Genomic DNA, 16,579 nt, shown 5'->3' on the forward strand with positions numbered 1-16,579 from the left:
TGGCTGGCCAGGGTGCCGAAGTGGTGACCATGACGCCGCCGGAAACGAACAAGTTCTTCGTCGGCGAGCGTGCGCGGTGGGCGGCGGTGGTGAAACAGGCTGACGTGCGGCTCGATTGAGCCAGCCGCGCGCCGGACAAAAAATGGCCGACTCGGAAGTCGGCCATTTTTTTGCGGGAGCGCCGGCAGAGCACGCCCCATGCCAACCCGGCGAAACGCCTAGTCGCCCAGCGCAACCCCTTCGCGGCGCGGGTCGGCGCCGCCGGCCCAGGCCCACGTGCCGTCGGGGCGCTGGCGGCGCATGATGGCCTGCGTGCCGCTGGTCATCTCGATCTGCGCCACTTCATGCCCACGGTCTTTCAGGCCTTGCACCAGGGCCGGGCTGACCAGTCCGGCTTCCAGTTCCGTCGGCCCGTTGCGGCTGCCGAAGTTGGGCATGTTGATGGCCCCCTGCACGTCCATGTTCCAGTCCAGCAGGCCCACCAGCGTCTTGGATACGTACTCGATGATCTGCGAACCGCCCGGCGAGCCCACCGTGGCGACCAGCTTGCCGGTCTCGCGGTCGAACACCAGCGTCGGCGCCATCGACGAGCGCGGGCGCTTGCCGGCCTGCACCCGGTTGGCGACCGGCTTGCCGTTCTCGCTCGGCACGAAGGAGAAGTCGGTGAGCTGGTTATTGAGAATGAAGCCGCGCACCATCAGGTGCGAACCGAAATAGCTCTCCACGGTGGTGGTCATGGAAATCGCGCCGCCGGTATTGTCAACGGCAACAATCTGCGAGGTGGACACGCGCGGCGGCGAACGGTCCGGTGCCAGCGCCAGCGTGTTTCCAGGCGGCGTGCCAGCCTCCGCCTTGCCCATGCTCTTCTCGCCGATCAGGCTCGCGCGTTGCACCAGGTAGTCACGATTTAGCAGCCCCGCAACGTTGACCGGCACGAAATCCGAGTCCGCCACATAGAGGCCGCGGTCGGCATAGGCCAGACGTCCGACTTCGGAAACAGCGTGCACGGCTTCGATACCCGGCTCGACGCCGGCAGGCGTGGCCACCTGTTTAGGCTTCATCGCTGCAAGCGCGTATTTCGGGTCTTTCGCCTCCAGCGCCTGCAAGGTCCCGAGCATCTGCGCGATCGCGATGCCGCCCGACGACGGCGGCGGCATGCCGCAGATCTTCCAGCGCTTGTAGTCGCTGCAGATGGGCGCGCGCTCCTTGGCGCTGTAGTCCCTCAGGTCCGCCAGAGACAGCGAACCGGCGTTGGCGCTGCCGTTGACCTGCTTGACGATTTCGCTGGCGATGGGGCCGGTATAGAGCGCATTCGGCCCGCGGCGGGCGATGTCGCGCAGGGTCTTGGCCAACGCCGGATTCTTCAACAGGGTGCCAACCGGCTTGGCCTTGCCGTCGGGCGTCAGGAAGTAGGCCGCCATCTCGGGCGAGTTCGGCAGGAACTTGTCCGCCGCGATCTGCGTATAGAGGCGCTGCGAAATCGGGAAGCCCTGCTCCGCCAGCGCGATAGCCGGCTCGAACAGCTTGGCCCAAGGCAGCTTGCCGTGCTGGCGATGCGCCATTTCCAGCGCACGCAACACGCCAGGCGTACCCACCGAGCGGCCGCCGATCTGCCCTTCGCTGAAGCTCATGGGCTTGCCATCGGGGCGCAGGAAGAGCTTCTCGTCGGCGCCAGCGGGCGCGGTCTCGCGGCCGTCATAGGCCTGCACGCGCTTGCCGTCCCAGTACATGATGAAAGCGCCGCCGCCGATGCCGGTGGCCTGCGGCTCCACCAGCGTCAGCACAGCCTGCATGGCGATCGCGGCATCGATCGCGGTACCGCCCGCGCGCAGGATCTTGCGGCCGGCTTCGGTAGCCAGGGGATTGGCGGCCGCGGCCATATGCTTGTCGGCATAGGTGGTGGTCATGCCCTGCCGGTAGCCGGACGACACTTCCGGTGCGGGCGGCATCGCCGTAGCGGCGGGAGCCGGGGCCACGGGAGGCGCGCTGGTCTGCGTCGAGCAGGCGCCTAGCAGCGCAAGCGCCGCGGCGGCGGCGAGCGGGCCGCGCCATAGCGCCGATGAATATGCCTGGGGTGCCATGCAATCGTCCTCCTGGGGGGAAAAATGCTCATTGTATGGCGCTCGGGCGCTGCTGCGGCACCCTTGACGCACACCTCAGGGACAGCACCGATGGACCGCGTCAGGCAAACGTGGGCCGGCCTGTCCCGCGCGGCGCGATCTGCACTCGCCGTCCCCTTTTGAATTTTTTCCACCCGACTTAACCCCGCCAGCCGGGCTGCTTCGTTTCACTGACAGCGCCCTGCCGCCGGCATCGCCGGCGCGGCCCTTCAGGAGAAAAAGAAATGCTCAAGCGCCTGGGAGTCCTGGCTACTGCCTTTGTACTGGCCGCATGCGGCGGCCATCCGGCGACTGCTCCGACCTCGCCAACGCGAGACGGCAACGCCGAACCGGCCACAAACCAACCGCTCGCGCCGCCGCCAGCCATGCCCGCCCAGCCCGTGCCCGCGAGCAAGGCCGGCGACGCCGCCACGCACGCCAGGGAGACAGCCGCCGGAGCCGTCGCCGATACGCGCGCCATGCGCGCCCAGCCGCCGGCGCCCCTGACCCTGATGACCCGCCCCATGCCCTACCCGCAGCCCCAGGCCGAGCCGGATCGCGAGCGCTATGGCGCCATYGACGAGAACGGCGTGCAGCTGGTTGCGCAGGCGCCCGTCTCCACCTTCAGCATCGATGTCGACACCGGCAGCTACAGCAATGTGCGCCGCCTGCTCAACGCCGGCCGCTTGCCGCCCGCCGATGCGGTGCGGGTGGAGGAGATGGTCAACTATTTCCCCTACGACTACGCGCAACCGCGCGATGGCCGTCCCTTCGCCGTGCACGCCGACGCCGCACCCGCGCCGTGGCACGCGCACAACGTGCTGCTGCGCATCGGCATCAAGGCGGCCGACGCGGCCCGCGACAGCCTGCCGGCGGCCAACCTGGTCTTCCTGGTCGATGTGTCGGGCTCGATGTACTCGGCCGACAAGCTGCCACTGCTGAAATCCTCGCTCAAGCTGCTGACGAATGTCCTGCGCCCGCAGGACCGCATCACCCTGGTCACTTACGCCAGCGGCACGCGCGTCGTCCTGCCGCCCACACCCGGCAGCGACAAGGCCGTCATCGCGGCGGCGATCGACTCACTGGTCGCGGGCGGCTCGACAGCCGGCGCGAGCGGCATCGCGCTGGCCTACCAGGCCGCGCAGCAGAGCTTTATCGCGGGTGGCATCAATCGCGTACTGCTCGCCACCGACGGCGATTTCAACGTGGGCATTACCGACTTCCGCCAGCTCAAGTCGCTGGTCGCCGAGAAGCGCAAGTCGGGCGTCTCGCTGTCCACGCTGGGCTTTGGCACCGGCAACTACAACGACCAGTTGATGGAGCAGCTCGCCGATGCGGGCGACGGCGCCTACTCCTATATCGACAACCTGATGGAAGGCCAGAAGGTGTTGGTGGAGGAGTTCAGTTCCACGCTCGCCACGGTGGCGCGCGACGTCAAGATCCAGGTCGAATTCAACCCCGCCACGGTCAGGGAATACCGCCTGATCGGCTACGAGAACCGTGCGCTCAAGCGCGAGGATTTCAACAACGACAAGGTCGATGCGGGCGACATCGGCGCCGGGCACACCGTGACCGCGCTCTATGAGCTGACCCTGACGGACCAGCCCGGCCTGCTTGACCCGCTGCGCTACCAGCCGGCCAGCCCCACCGCCAGGCCGGGCAAAGGCGCCGCCGGCGAGCTGGCCCACATCAAGCTGCGCTACAAGCTGCCGCAGGCCCAGGCCAGCGAGTTGATGGACCTGCCCGTGCAGGCYGCTTCGGTGCGGACGCTGGCGCAGGCCGACGATGYCTTCCGCTTTGCCACGGCGGTAGCGGGCTTTGGCCAGGTGCTGCGCGGCGGCAACCATGTCGGCGGCTGGACCTACGCCGACGCGCGGGCCCTGGCGCTGGGCGCGCGCGGCACCGACCGCTTCGGCTATCGCGGCGAGTTCATCAAGCTGATCGACCTGGCCCAGTCCTTGTCGACGCGCGCGCCGCTGGCGCAGGACGACGGGCCTGCCAGGGGGCAGCCACGCTGAAACCGCCATCGGCCGGGCTGCCCGCGCGCGCCGCCCGGCACGGACATCCCGGCCCGCACGACAGCGGGCGGGGCTGTCATATACTGCCGCGCATGCATGCCTCCACGCCTGGCGCCCCGCCGCCCACCCCACCCTCAGGACTGTCCGCGCTGCCTGACACCGACCTGATGCTGCTGGTCGCCAACGGCCTGATCGAGCAGCCGGTGGCCGAGCTGTTTCGCCGCCACAACGCGGCGCTATACAACTATGTGGCCTGGCTCTGCCAGGGCAATGCCGGCGAGGCCGAGGACGTGACGCAGAAGACCTGGGTCAAGCTGATGACCCGCTGCGGCGACTACCAGCCCAGCGCGGCCCTGCGCACCTTCCTGTTCCAGATCGCGCGCAATACCTGGCTGGACCAGTTGCGCGGCGCCTACGAGCGCCAGCGCGACACGCTCGACGAGGGCCACCTCGCCCTGCCGTCCGACGACCTGAGCCCCGAGGCCGAGGCGCAGCTGCGGCAGAACCTGCAAGGCGTGCGGCAAGCGTTGCTGGCGCTGCCGGCGGCGCAGCGCGAAGTGATCGTGCTGCGCTTTTTCAGCGAGATGAGCGTGGAGGAAATCGCCCTGACGCTGGGCGAGAAGTTCGAGACCATCAAGAGCCGGCTGCGCTATGCCTTCGCGCGGCTGCGCGATAGCCTGGCGGCCACGGCGTCGCAGGAGCGGCTGCCATGAGCGCGGACGAACGATTCATTGCCGGCGAAGACCGGCTCGCGGCACTGCTGCGCGAGGTGCCCGCCTTTGTGCCGCCAGCCTCGCTGGAGGCTGCGGTGATGGCCGCCGCGCGCGCCGAGCAAGCGGCCCGGCAGATGACCCGGCAAGCGGCCGCGCCATTGCCGCCCGCCGCCTTGCCGGCCAGGGTCCGGGCCTACACCGAGCAAGCCGACAACCCCGCCGTCGATGACGAACTGGCATTTGGCCCGCCAGCCGGACTGGAGGCATCGGTCATGGCGGAAGCCGCGCGGCTGCAGGTAGCACAGGCCGCCCGCCGCAGCGCCGTACTGGAGGAGGTCCGGCGCGGCGACGCGCCGCAGAGCGTGCTTGGCGCGCCGGTTAGCGCGGCGGCACAGGCCTGGCTGCGCGAACAGGCGCAGGCCGCGCAACAGGCTTCCGGCGAACAGGCGGCGGCCAAGCCGGAGCGCGCACGCCGTGCCCGGCGCTGGTGGCCCGCGCTGGGCGTGCTCGCCGGCACCCTCGGCGTGGGTGTCTTGTCGCTGCAGATCGTGTTGCGCCAGCTTGACCTGCGCGACGGCGAGATCACGCTGCCGGCCAAAGCGCCCGCGACGGAAAGCGCAAAGCGTGCGCCTGCCGCGCCGGCAATGCACGCGGAGGCAGGCAAGCCGGCAGCGGAACCAACGCAAGCCGCGTCCGCCAGGCAGCCTGCATCGCCACAGGCGGATGCCAAGGCGCCACCAGCCCCGGCAGCCGCACCCGGGCCATCGGCAGCCCAGGCGCCAGCAGCCAGCCCGGCCGCAACGGCCAACGCCCAGCCCAGTCGCGCGCCCGCTGCGGAGGCGCAGGCCAGGACCGCTCCGCGCGAGTCCGACATGCTGGCGGAGCACCGCCCGGCTGCCGCGCCGGTGATTCGCGCGCCGGCACCGATGGCATCGATGGCACCCATGCCGCCGATGGCTTCCGTCGCGCCTCCGGCCCCGGTCGCGCCTATCGCGCCGCCGGCGCCGGCTCCCGCCATCGAGCCGCCGCGCTTTGCGCTGCGAGCCAGCCCGGCACCGCAGGCCGAGACGGCGCGCGCACCTGCGGCCAGGGGACAAAAACTGGCGGCATGGACAATGAGCCTGCGGGAAGAACCTCAGTTGGCAGTAGAGCGCCTGATGTCGGATGCGCCAGGCACCGGATCCGCCGCCGGTGCGCCGCTTGCGCTGCGCATCACAGCGGCGGCACCCGCTAGCCCCGAGGTCCGGGCCTGGGTCGAACGGCTATGGCAAGCCGTGCCGGCCGAACGCCGCCCGCCGCTGCCTTACGCGGTACAGGCTGACAGCACGCTGCCCCCGGCCACCGTGCGCATCGAGCGACAGGCCGATAACGCGCCTTGACGGGCAACGCCGCGCGGCGGGCCGCGCCACCCTCAGCAAAGGGAGTCAGGTCTGCGCCGCCTCGCCAAGGCCACCGCCCAGCGAGGTGATCACGGCCATCAACTGTTCTCTCAGCCAGCGATTGGCTCCGTCGTTCTCGCCGCCCGCGTGCCAGTAAAGGTGCAACTCCAGTGAGGGCACCTTGAAGGGCAGCGACAGCAGCCGGTTGGCATAGGGTTCGTTGGCGATGCGCGCGTAGCGCAGCGGCAGCGTGGCCAGCAGGTCGGTGCAGCTCACCACGCGGCAAGCCGCGGCGTAGTGCTGACAGCGCAGCCGCACCCGGCGCGTCAATCCCATCCGGTGCAGCGCCTGGTCCTCCAGGCCGGCACCACGCCGGCGCGAAGACACATGCACGTGTTCGGCGGCCAGGTAGCGGTCCAGCGTCAGTTCCTTCTTCACCAGCGGATGATCGCGGCGGGCCAGCACCACCATCGGGTCGGCCATGAAGGGCGCGTGGTGGATCGCGGGCGACACCGGCAGCAGGATATCGATGGCGGCGTCGAGCGTGCCGGCCAGCAGTTCGGACTCCATCTCGCGCCGGTCGAAGCGGATTGCCGCGATTTCCACCTGCGGCGCGACGGCGGTCACCCGCGCCATCAGGGGCGGCAGCAGGGTCGACTCCAATGCATCGCGCATGCCGATGGTGAATCGCCGCACGGTGGCCGCCGGATCGAAATGCGGCGTATCTTGCAGGGTGCGCGCGAACGATTGCAGCGCGGTGCGCACCTCGGCGGCCAGCGAGCGCGCCAGCGGCGTGGGCGCCATGCCCTGCCCGCGCCGCTCGAACAGCGGATCGTCGAACAGGTTGCGCAAGCGCCCCAGCGCATGGCTGACCGCGGGCTGGGTCAGGTTAAGCTGGCGCGCGGCGGCCGTGATGCTGCCTTCGCTATGGATAGCGTCGAACACCACGAAGAGATTCAGGTCGATCCGGGATAGCTGCATGGCAGGCATTCTGGCATGGAATGCACCGCATTGATACTGGCAAATCCAGAAAATTCATTTTTCTAATTACCTGGATTACGGTACAGTCCTCTTCAGTCGGCGCGAACCGCGTCCGCCGGTGCCGGAAACGGCGCGCAGCAACCCGCTGCGGCCCCACCGGAAACCGGCCTCATTCTGAGGTGGAGGAGACAACATGCAATTCGAGTACACGCCCAAGGTCAAGGAAATGCAGGCCCGCCTGCTGGCCTTCTTCGACAAGCACATCTATCCGAACGAAAAGCGTTTCTACGCGGAAATCCAGGCCAATCGCCAGGCCGGCAACGCCTGGGTGCCGACCAAGGTGATCGAGGAACTCAAGCCGCTGGCCCGCGAAGCCGGCCTGTGGAACCTGTTCCTGCCCCACTCCAAACGTGCCCCGGAAGGCCTGTCCAATCTCGAATACGCGCCGCTGTGCGAAATCATGGGCCGGGYGCCCTGGTCGGCCGAAGTCTTCAACTGCGCCGCGCCCGACACCGGCAACATGGAAACGCTGGAGCGCTACGCTTCGGAAGCCCTCAAGGACAAGTGGCTGGAGCCGCTGCTGCGCGGCGAGATCCGCTCGGCCTTCCTGATGACCGAGCCGGCCGTGGCCTCGTCGGACGCGACCAATATCTGCTGCAGCATCCGCCGCGACGGCGACGATTACGTGATCAACGGCACCAAGTGGTGGTCGTCGGGCGCAGGCGACCCCCGCTGCCACGTCTACATCGTGATGGGCAAGACCGATCCGGAAGCGGGCCGCCATGAGCAGCAATCGATGATCGTGGTGCCGGCCGATACGCCGGGCATCACCATCAAGCGCTTCCTGCCAGTGTTCGGCTACGACGACGCGCCGCACGGCCACATGGAAATCGAACTGAAGGACGTGCGCGTGCCGGCCGCCAACATCCTGCTGGGCGAAGGCCGCGGTTTCGAGATCGCCCAGGGCCGCCTCGGCCCGGGCCGCATCCACCACTGCATGCGCAGCATCGGCGTGGCCGAGCGCGCGCTGGAACTGCTGTGCAAGCGCGCCCTGTCGCGCGTCGCCTTCGGCAAGCCGGTGGCCGCCCAGGGCGTGACGCGCGAACGCATCGCCGAAGCCCGCTGCGAGATCGAAATGGCTCGCCTGCTGACGCTCAAGGCCGCCTACATGATGGACACCGCGGGCAACAAGGTGGCCAAGGCCGAGATCGCCATGATCAAGGTAGTGGCGCCGAACATGGCGCTGAAGGTGATCGACTGGGCCATCCAGGTGCACGGCGCCGCCGGTGTCTCGGACGATTTCCCGCTGGCTACGTGGTGGGCGCACCAGCGCACCCTGCGTCTGGCCGACGGCCCGGACGAGGTGCACCGCAATGCCATCGCCAAGCTGGAACTGGCCAAGCACATGGGCGTGAATTCGGACGAGATCAACATGCCGGTCACGCGCGGTTTCTAAGCCGCAACCCGCACCGTTGCCGGCCCTGCCGGCAACATGGAAAACGCGCAGCCTGTCTGCGCGTTTTTTTCTTCTGTGCTTAAATCGCGCGGTTCACCACGTGCCACGCCAGTGGTTGACGTGGCGGTCACCCCTTCGCAGCCAGGAGCCCCATCCGATGATCGACGTCTACAGCTGGCCTACGCCCAACGGCCACAAGGTTCACATCATGCTCGAGGAGTGCGGCCTCGAGTACAAGGTCCACCCCGTCAATATCGGCGCCGGCGACCAGTTCGAGGCCGACTTCCTCAAGATCAGCCCGAACAACAAGATCCCGGCCATCGTCGATCCCGACGGCCCCGACGGCCAGCCCATCTCGCTGTTCGAGTCCGGCGCCATTCTGCTGTACCTGGCCGGCAAGACCGGCAAGTTCCTGCCCGAAGATGTGCGCGGCAAGTACGACGCGCTGCAGTGGCTGATGTTCCAGATGGGCGGCGTCGGCCCGATGCTGGGCCAGGCGCACCATTTCCGCATGTATGCGCCCGAGAAGATCGAATACGCCATCAACCGCTACACCAATGAGGCCCGCCGCCTCTACGGCGTCATCGACAAGCAATTGTCGGAGCATGCCTGGCTGGCGGGCGACGCGTACTCCGTGGCCGACATCGCCACCTTCCCCTGGCTGCGCAGCTGGCAGAACCAGGGCGTGGAAATGGACGACTACCCGCACCTCAAGCGCTGGTTCAACGAGATCGCCGAGCGCCCGGCGGTCAAGCGCGGGGTGGAAGTGCTGGCCATGGAACGCAAGCCCATCCGCGATGAGAAGTCGCGGGAAGTCCTCTTCGGCGCCAAGCAATACCAGCGCCGCTGAGCATCCGCCCGAAGCAGCCCCGGGGGACCGCGCGCGCGTGGCGTCAATGCAGACAGACGGACCGCAGCGCGGCCTCGCCCACCACATGCGCCGGCGCCTGCAGGCAGCACAGCAGGCTCGCCACGGGATGGAGCGCATCGATCCGATACGTTTCATCGGGATCCGGCGCGAAGACCATGCCGGGCTGCAGGTAGGCCACCTCGCGCTCGGCATGCGGCCAGGGCGAATGCCACTGCAGGCACAGCGTCCCCTCATGGCAGGCCGCCCAGTTCAGCCCGCCCGCGCGCAGGCGCATCGCCCATTCCGGCTCGCCCTCCCCAAGCGAGACAAAGGCCGCGTTGACCCGCAGCACGCCAGGCGCGGAACGCGCCTGGCCTTCGGCCAGCCCTGGCGCGAAGCATCCCGAGCGCACCGACACGCCGCTCACCTCGATCGTCTCGGCGCCGGGTGTAGCCCGCCAGCGCTCCGCCTGGCCCGTGGCAAACGCATCGTAGCTGCTGGTGATGCCCGCCCCCACCAGCCCGACGGCATTGGGATCCAGGATGGCGCGGATCATTACGGCGTCCTGCAGCACCGCCAGATCCAGGCGCTCGGCCTGACGCAGCGCGTACAAGCCGCCGGCGGACAACAGCACGGGGGCGCCGCCCACCGGCGTCAGCTTGATGGTGCCGTACAGACAGGCCCACCACTCGGCACGGGCGGTGACGATACCTGACTGCATCGCGCCCTCCGGCAGGAAGATGTAGTCGCCGCTGCTGCCCAGCCCGGCGGCCTCCGGCACCACCCTCACCTGCAAACCGACGCGCAACTGCGAAGCGCTTCCGCCCGCCAGTATTTCGCCGCGCATCTGTGCGTCGAACAACGAAAAAATACGCATGGCACTTCCTTCTCCGCGTAGTGGAAAAATGCAGCGCCGCGCTTCCCCGTGGGTTGGAGTCCCCGATGTCGTGATGCCCAAGGCTTTGGTTGCCTGGTTTCTTGGTTTCTTGGTTTTCTGGTTTTGCCGCTGCCTGGCCGCCCGGTATCGGCTCGCACAGGTGCCCGGCAGCGTTCGTAACACTCGGAAAAGCTTTTACCGAGCACTCGCGGGCATCATCCACAGGTTTTCCGAACGCATGCCGCCTGCAGCAGGCGCCAACGTATTCGCCAATGGCAACCGCGATAAAAAACGGCCGAAACCTCTTCAAACGAGGGGCAAAACCGAGCGTTCCTGCCCATCGACCATGCCAGCACTCTGCGTGTCTCGCCCAGTAACCTATAGTGCGTCCTACTATAAAGCGTCGCCACAAAGAGGTCAATAACTTAGCCTCGACCCGTTCTCCATTACGCATAGAGCCATGGTCGGTGATCCTCTCAAGCTGTTTGGACTGCACCTTGCGGAGTTGCGCAAACAGCGTGGCTGGTCGCAGGAGAAGCTTGCTCTCGAAAGCGGAATGGCACGCTCCTACCTGAGCGGTATCGAGCGCGGGATGCGCAACGTTTCCCTGATCAATATCTGCGCGCTGGCAGGCACGCTCGGCGTAAGCGCCAGTGAAATGCTCAACTTCAACAGCGGTGACGGCCAGAGCGGCGCCCTCGTGCTGGAGCAGAAGTGCGCCGAGTTCAATATCACGCCGGCGCAGCGTGTCACCGTGCGCCATATGGCACTGATGACCGACACCGAGCAGGATGTGATCGCGTCGGTGGCGCGCACAATCGCCGTCCGGGCCATGCAGCAGACCTAGCGGCCCGGCGCCCAGAGCGCCCCGGGCCGCGCGCGGCAGCCAGGCTCAGCCGGCGGCGGCCGGCGCATCCACTGCCAGCAGTTCGGCAAAGCGTGCCGCGTCGAGGTTGGCCCCGCACACGATCAGCGCCACCTTTTTCCCCGCCAGTGTTTCGCGCAGCGGCCCCAGCAACGCCGCGGTGGACACCGCCGTAGCCGGCTCCGTGGCCAGCTTCATGTCGCGGTAGAGGATGCGCATGGCGTCACGTATCGCCGCGTCGGATACCCGCACCATGCCGTCGACAAACTGGCGGCACACGCCGTAGCTGTAATCGAGCGCATACGGCGCGCCCAGGCTGTCGGCAATCGTCCTGACCCGCTCCAGGGCCTGCGGCCGCCCGGCCTCGAAGCTGCGGTTCATGGCATCGGCGCCATCCGGCTCGGCCCCATAGACCCGGCAGGCCGGATTGATCTGCTTGACCGCCGCGGCGATGCCGCCGCACAGCCCGCCGCCGCCCACCGGCACCACCACCGCATCTAGCCCGCTCACCTGGCGCATCAGTTCCAGCCCCACGGTCGCGGTGCCCTGCGCGATCAGCGGGCCGTCGTACGGGTGCACCATGGTGCGCCCCTCCTGCTCGACCAGTTGCAGCGCGTGGTCGAAGGCCGCGTGTATGTCCGGTAACAACAGCACCTCGGCCCCGGCCTCGCGGCRGGCGGCCATGCGCGCCGGACTGGCGCTGGCCGGCATCGCCAGCTTGGCGCCAACGCCAGCCACCTTTGCCGCGTGGGCTACCGCCATGGCATGGTTGCCCGCACTGGCCGCCACCACGCCACGCGCGCGCGCCGCGCCGTCCATGCGCTCGATACTGTTGAGCGCGCCGCGCAGCTTGAAGGTGCCGGTGATCTGGAACAGTTCCAGCTTGAGCCATACCTCGGTGGCGGGATCGAGCTGCTGCATGGCGCCGGTCTGCCAGCGCCACACGGGCGTCTCCAGCACCTTGCCCTGGAGCCGGCGCGCGGTCTCCTGGATGTCGGGCAGGCTGGGATAGCGGGCGTGCGCGCGCAGGTCGGAAAGATCGGACATCGGGTGTTCTCCATCGAATCGGTTGGTCGCGTGCAGGCCCCATGGCCGTGCACGGCAAGGGAGGGACCACGGGCCACCGAGCACCAGCCAAAGCCGCAGCTCAGCGACCCCGGATAATTCGAATAATGGAGAACGAGAAGGAGGAGGACAGGCGGGACGTGGGCTGCCCGGCGCCCGCGCATGCAGCGGCGCCACCGGTAGCGGTGTCGCGGCAATGCGAAGAAGGGGCGGGCGATGTCGACGTCATGGACCGGCCAGTATGCCACAAGCGGTGGCCACCGCAAACACGGAGCAGGGCCGCGCCGACATGCGGTACGCGCCGTCGTTGAAGACGCGATTGCGGCGGCCGCGCGTTACACGCCCAGCATGCCCTGGCGCTCGATAAAGGCGATCACCTGGTCCAGCCCCTGCCCCGACTTCACGCTGCCCATCACGAACGGGCGTACGCCGCGCATCTTGCGCGCATCGCTTTCCATGATGTCCAGGTTGGCGCCCACATAGGGGGCCAGGTCGGTCTTGTTGATCACCAGCAGGTCCGACTTGGTGATGCCGGGGCCGCCCTTGCGCGGGATCTTCTCGCCGCCGGCCACGTCGATCACGTAGATGGTCAGGTCCGACAACTCCGGGCTGAAGGTGGCGGCAAGATTGTCGCCGCCGGACTCGATGAAGACGATATCGGCATCGGGAAACTTCGCCAGCATGCGGTCGACCGCCTCCAGGTTGATCGAGGCATCTTCGCGGATCGCGGTATGCGGGCAGCCGCCCGTTTCCACGCCCATGATGCGCTCGGCCGGCAGGGCCCCGGAGATGGTCAGCAGCCGCTGGTCTTCCTTGGTGTAGATATCGTTGGTGATGGCGACCAGGTCATAGCGCTCGCGCATGGCCTTGCACAGCATCTCCAGCAAGGTGGTCTTGCCGGAACCGACGGGGCCGCCCACGCCGACGCGCAACGGGGGATTCTTCTTGGTACGGGCCTGGGTCATGATGAGAGTCTTGTCCTGGTAATCGTCTGGTTGCCGCGGTGGCCCGCTCAGGAACGGAACAGCCGGGAGTATTGCGTTTCGTGCCGCGCGGACAGCAGGCCCAGCATCGGGGAAAAAGTAGACAGCATTGGCGGCTCGGCATCGGCGCGGCGCACCGCCTCGTCGACGGTTGCGAGCACCGCGGGATGCAGCCGGCGCAGGATGTGCTGCCCCGCCACCTGGCCCAGCGGCACCGCCTTGAGGGCGGCGGACACCTGGTTCTCGGCCCAGCTGAAGCAATAGGCCGCCAGCCCGTCGCGCTCGCCAACGTCCAGCGCCACGCAAGCCGCGGCGAAGGCGGTCGGCAGGCATACCGGCGACAGCACCGCGAGCTGCGCGCGCAGTGCGGCGTCGCCCCACTCCATCTGCGCCACCAGCCGGGCCAGCGACCAGCCCATCTGCTCGGTCTCCAGCCGCAGCTCCGCGCTCTCGCGCGTGGCGTGGAACCAGTTGTTCCATTCGGCCAGGCGCGTCGCGTCCAGTGTGCGCCAATGGCGATAGAGCAGCAGCCACACCGGTGCCTCGCACTGCGACTGCACATCCAGCAGGTTGCTGCGCACCCATTGCTCCGCGCTGCCGGCATCGCGCACGATGCCGCAGTCGATGGCCGCCTCCAGCCCTTGCGAATAGCTGAAGCCGCCGATCGGCAGCGCGGGGGAGGCCAGGTGCAGCAGGGAGATGAGCTGGGAGAGTTGGGTCATGGAACGACTGCGCACTGCCCGTGATGCTCATGAAACACCGCCTGCGCCGCGGCGTAGTCCTCGGCGAAAGTGGCATCGTGACCGTGCTTGTGCCCGCCGCCGTAGGCGCCGGCCTCGGGCTCGAACGGCAGCTCGGCGCGCTCGGCCTGCACGCCAAGGCGGGCCAGCATGTCCGCCAGCACCGGGTCGTACTCCAGCCGCAGGTAGTCGCGCCCCACTTCCRCCGGCGTGTGCCGGTTGCCCAGGTGATAGGCCGCGCGCATCAGCGCCTGCGGATCACTGGCTCCCACCTGCAGCACGGACTCCGGCGCGGCGAGCACCTCGACGAAGACTCCGCTCTCGGTGACCAGCAGATCGCCGCCGCGCAGCACGGTGCCGCGCGGCAGAAACAAGGCGACTTCCTCTCCGCTATCGAGGGTGGCGCGCAGGCGGCTCTTGCTGCGCTCGGCGAAAGGCAGCACCAGCTTGGGCGCGCGGCGCACCAGCACGGCGGCGATGCCATGCGGGGCGCTGAGGTGTTTGTCGATCTTTTGCAAAGGGGGCCTTCAAAAAAGGAAATAGCGCTGCGCCATCGGCAGCACGGTAGCCGGCTCGCAGATCAGCAACTGGCCGTCGGCCACCACCTGGTACGTCTCGGGATCCACCGTGACGTTCGGCTGCCAGTCATTGTGCACCATGTCGCGCTTGCTGACGGTGCGCGTACCGCGTACCGCCGAAAGCACCTTCTCCAGTCCATAGCGGCCGCCCACATCGGCTGCCAGCGCGGCCTGCGAGACAAAGGTCAGCGAAGACTTGTGCAGGGCCCGGCCGGCAGCGGCGAACATCGGCCGGTAGTGCACCGGCTGCGGCGTCGGGATCGATGCGTTGGGATCTCCCATCGCTGCCGCGGCGATCATCCCACCCTTGAGGATCAGGCTCGGCTTGACGCCGAAGAAGGCCGGCTTCCACAGCACGAGGTCGGCCCACTTCCCCACCTCGATCGAGCCCACCTCATGCGCGATGCCGTGCGTGAGCGCGGGGTTGATGGTGTACTTGGCGATGTAGCGCTTGACGCGGAAATTGTCATGCCCGCCGCGCGYATCTCCGGGATCGCCGGGCAGCTTGCCGCGCTGCGCGGCCATCTTGTGCGCGGTCTGCCAGGTGCGGATGATGACCTCGCCGACCCGGCCCATGGCCTGCGAGTCGCTGGAGATCATCGAGAAGGCGCCGAGATCGTGCAGGATGTCCTCGGCGGCAATCGTCTCGCGGCGGATGCGGCTTTCCGCGAAAGCGATGTCCTCGGCGATCGACGGGTCCAGGTGATGGCACACCATCAGCATGTCGAGGTGTTCGTCGAGCGTGTTGATGGTGTAGGGCCGCGTCGGGTTGGTCGACGACGGCAATACGTTGGGCTCGCCGCACACCTTGATGATGTCTGGCGCGTGGCCGCCGCCCGCGCCTTCGGTGTGGTACGTATGAATGGTGCGGCCCTTGAACGCAGCCACCGTAGCCTCGACGAAACCGGCCTCGTTGAGCGTATCGGTATGAATCGCCACCTGCGTATCGGTGGCATCCGCCACGCCCAGGCAGGTGTCGATCGCCGCCGGCGTGGTGCCCCAGTCTTCATGCAGCTTGAGCCCGATGGCGCCGGCCTCGACCTGCTCCGTCAGCGGCCCCGGCTGGCTGGCGTTGCCCTTGCCGAGCAGGCCGATATTCATCGGATAAGCCTCGACCGCCTGCAGCATGCGCTCCATGAACCAGGGGCCAGGCGTCACGGTGGTGGCAAACGTCCCCGTCGCGGGCCCGGTGCCGCCGCCGATCATGGTGGTGACGCCGCTCATCAGCGCTTCTTCGATCTGCTGCGGGCAGATGAAGTGGATGTGGCTGTCGATGCCGCCGGCGGTGACGATCATGCCCTCGCCCGCGATCACTTCGGTGCCGGGACCGACGACGATGGTCACGCCTGGCTGGATGTCCGGATTGCCGGCCTTGCCGATCGACGCRATGCGGCCATSCTTGAGACCGATGTCGGCCTTGACGATGCCCCAGTGATCSACGATCAGCGCATTGGTGATGACGGTGTCGACGCAGTCCTTCGCCATGCGCTGGCTCTGCCCCATGCCGTCGCGGATCACCTTGCCACCGCCGAACTTCACCTCCTCGCCGTAGATGGTGAAGTCCTTCTCCACCTCGATGATGAGCCCGGTGTCGGCCAGCCGCAGGCGGTCGCCGGTGGTGGGGCCGAACATCTCGGCATAGGCCTGCCTGGAGATTTTCACGCTCATCACAGCGCTCCCATGATCTTGCCGTTGAAGCCGTAGACGATGCGCGCGCCGGCCAGCGCCACCAGCTCCACCGTGCGGCTCTGGCCCGGCTCGAAGCGCACCGCGGTGCCGGCGGCGATATTGAGCCGGAAACCGCGGGTGGCCTCGCGGTCGAAATCCAGCGCGGGATTGGTCTCGTAGAAATGGAAATGCGAGCCGACCTGGACCGGACGGTCGCCGGTGTTGGCCACCGTCACGCTCACCGTGGGGCGGCCGGCATTGAGTTCGATCTCGCCCTCTGCGGGCATCAGTTCACCGGGGATCATGC

Annotated in this window: 15 protein-coding genes and 1 pseudogene; 7 read left to right on the forward strand and 9 right to left on the reverse strand. The window is 68.0% G+C overall.

Annotated features, from left to right (window positions below):
• A pseudogene (locus AC1DKD_RS25440) lies at nt 1-119 on the forward strand (tripartite tricarboxylate transporter substrate binding protein); the annotation flags it as partial.
• A gap of 99 nt (nt 120-218) precedes the next feature.
• Here AC1DKD_RS25440 and ggt read toward each other — a convergent pair.
• The gene (gene ggt / locus AC1DKD_RS25445) at nt 219-2,081 is read right to left on the reverse strand and encodes a gamma-glutamyltransferase (protein ID WP_477111084.1); all 1,863 of its coding nucleotides are present in this window, start codon (nt 2,079-2,081) and stop codon (nt 219-221) included.
• A 263-nt stretch (nt 2,082-2,344) separates the two neighbouring features.
• Here ggt and AC1DKD_RS25450 point away from each other — a divergent pair, with 263 nt between their 5' ends.
• From AC1DKD_RS25450 to AC1DKD_RS25460, 3 genes are all read left to right on the forward strand, one after another.
• Nucleotides 2,345-4,117, forward strand: a complete 1,773-nt coding sequence (locus tag AC1DKD_RS25450) for a vWA domain-containing protein (protein WP_477143846.1) — start codon at nt 2,345-2,347, stop codon at nt 4,115-4,117.
• A 92-nt stretch (nt 4,118-4,209) separates the two neighbouring features.
• A complete protein-coding gene (locus AC1DKD_RS25455; protein WP_051648690.1) occupies nt 4,210-4,830 on the forward strand; it encodes an RNA polymerase sigma factor in 621 nt (206 codons plus the stop codon).
• On the forward strand, nt 4,827-6,209 hold the full coding sequence (locus AC1DKD_RS25460; protein WP_477111086.1) for a hypothetical protein: 1,383 nt from the start codon (nt 4,827-4,829) through the stop codon (nt 6,207-6,209). The genes AC1DKD_RS25455 and AC1DKD_RS25460 overlap by 4 nt, the downstream gene beginning before the upstream one ends.
• A 45-nt stretch (nt 6,210-6,254) precedes the next feature.
• On the opposite strand, the gene AC1DKD_RS25465 is transcribed toward AC1DKD_RS25460, so the two are convergent.
• Nucleotides 6,255-7,190, reverse strand: a complete 936-nt coding sequence (locus AC1DKD_RS25465; protein WP_441630091.1) for a LysR family transcriptional regulator — start codon at nt 7,188-7,190, stop codon at nt 6,255-6,257.
• 193 nt (nt 7,191-7,383) lie between these two features.
• Between AC1DKD_RS25465 and AC1DKD_RS25470 the strand changes: the two genes are divergently transcribed.
• Together AC1DKD_RS25470 and AC1DKD_RS25475 are read left to right on the forward strand one after the other, a co-directional pair.
• Entirely contained in the window at nt 7,384-8,646 is a 1,263-nt protein-coding gene (locus AC1DKD_RS25470) for an acyl-CoA dehydrogenase family protein (protein ID WP_477143847.1), read from the forward strand.
• 157 nt (nt 8,647-8,803) lie between these two features.
• Nucleotides 8,804-9,496, forward strand: coding sequence for a glutathione binding-like protein (locus AC1DKD_RS25475; protein ID WP_441630095.1), 693 nt, complete (start codon nt 8,804-8,806; stop codon nt 9,494-9,496).
• Between the two features lie 43 nt (nt 9,497-9,539).
• Here AC1DKD_RS25475 and AC1DKD_RS25480 read toward each other — a convergent pair whose 3' ends face one another.
• Nucleotides 9,540-10,373 (reverse strand): hypothetical protein, encoded by an 834-nt coding sequence (locus tag AC1DKD_RS25480; protein WP_441630097.1) that lies wholly within the window; start codon nt 10,371-10,373, stop codon nt 9,540-9,542.
• Nucleotides 10,374-10,833: 460 nt separating this feature from the next.
• Between AC1DKD_RS25480 and AC1DKD_RS25485 the strand changes: the two genes are divergently transcribed.
• On the forward strand, nt 10,834-11,220 hold the full coding sequence (locus AC1DKD_RS25485; RefSeq protein ID WP_441630099.1) for a helix-turn-helix domain-containing protein: 387 nt from the start codon (nt 10,834-10,836) through the stop codon (nt 11,218-11,220).
• Between the two features lie 45 nt (nt 11,221-11,265).
• On the opposite strand, the gene AC1DKD_RS25490 is transcribed toward AC1DKD_RS25485, so the two are convergent.
• From AC1DKD_RS25490 to AC1DKD_RS25515, 6 genes are all read right to left on the reverse strand, one after another.
• Nucleotides 11,266-12,285 (reverse strand): pyridoxal-phosphate dependent enzyme, encoded by a 1,020-nt coding sequence (locus AC1DKD_RS25490; RefSeq protein WP_477143848.1) that lies wholly within the window; start codon nt 12,283-12,285, stop codon nt 11,266-11,268.
• A gap of 353 nt (nt 12,286-12,638) precedes the next feature.
• A complete protein-coding gene (ureG, locus tag AC1DKD_RS25495; RefSeq protein WP_035868617.1) occupies nt 12,639-13,268 on the reverse strand; it encodes an urease accessory protein UreG in 630 nt (209 codons plus the stop codon).
• A 47-nt stretch (nt 13,269-13,315) separates the two neighbouring features.
• Entirely contained in the window at nt 13,316-14,008 is a 693-nt protein-coding gene (locus tag AC1DKD_RS25500) for an urease accessory protein UreF (RefSeq protein WP_441630103.1), read from the reverse strand.
• Nucleotides 14,005-14,544 carry an urease accessory protein UreE gene (gene ureE, locus AC1DKD_RS25505; RefSeq protein WP_477143849.1) on the reverse strand — a complete coding sequence of 180 codons (540 nt, stop codon included), beginning with the start codon at nt 14,542-14,544 and terminating at the stop codon, nt 14,005-14,007. The genes AC1DKD_RS25500 and ureE overlap by 4 nt, the downstream gene beginning before the upstream one ends.
• Before the next feature lie 9 nt (nt 14,545-14,553).
• Nucleotides 14,554-16,272 carry an urease subunit alpha gene (gene ureC, locus AC1DKD_RS25510; protein WP_477143850.1) on the reverse strand — a complete coding sequence of 573 codons (1,719 nt, stop codon included), beginning with the start codon at nt 16,270-16,272 and terminating at the stop codon, nt 14,554-14,556.
• Complete coding sequence (locus AC1DKD_RS25515) at nt 16,272-16,577, reverse strand: urease subunit beta (protein ID WP_441630109.1); 306 nt, start codon at nt 16,575-16,577, stop codon at nt 16,272-16,274. The genes ureC and AC1DKD_RS25515 overlap by 1 nt, the downstream gene beginning before the upstream one ends.
• Nucleotides 16,578-16,579 lie beyond the last annotated feature (2 nt).

It is taken from the genome of Cupriavidus sp. 05T313, assembly GCF_056396665.1.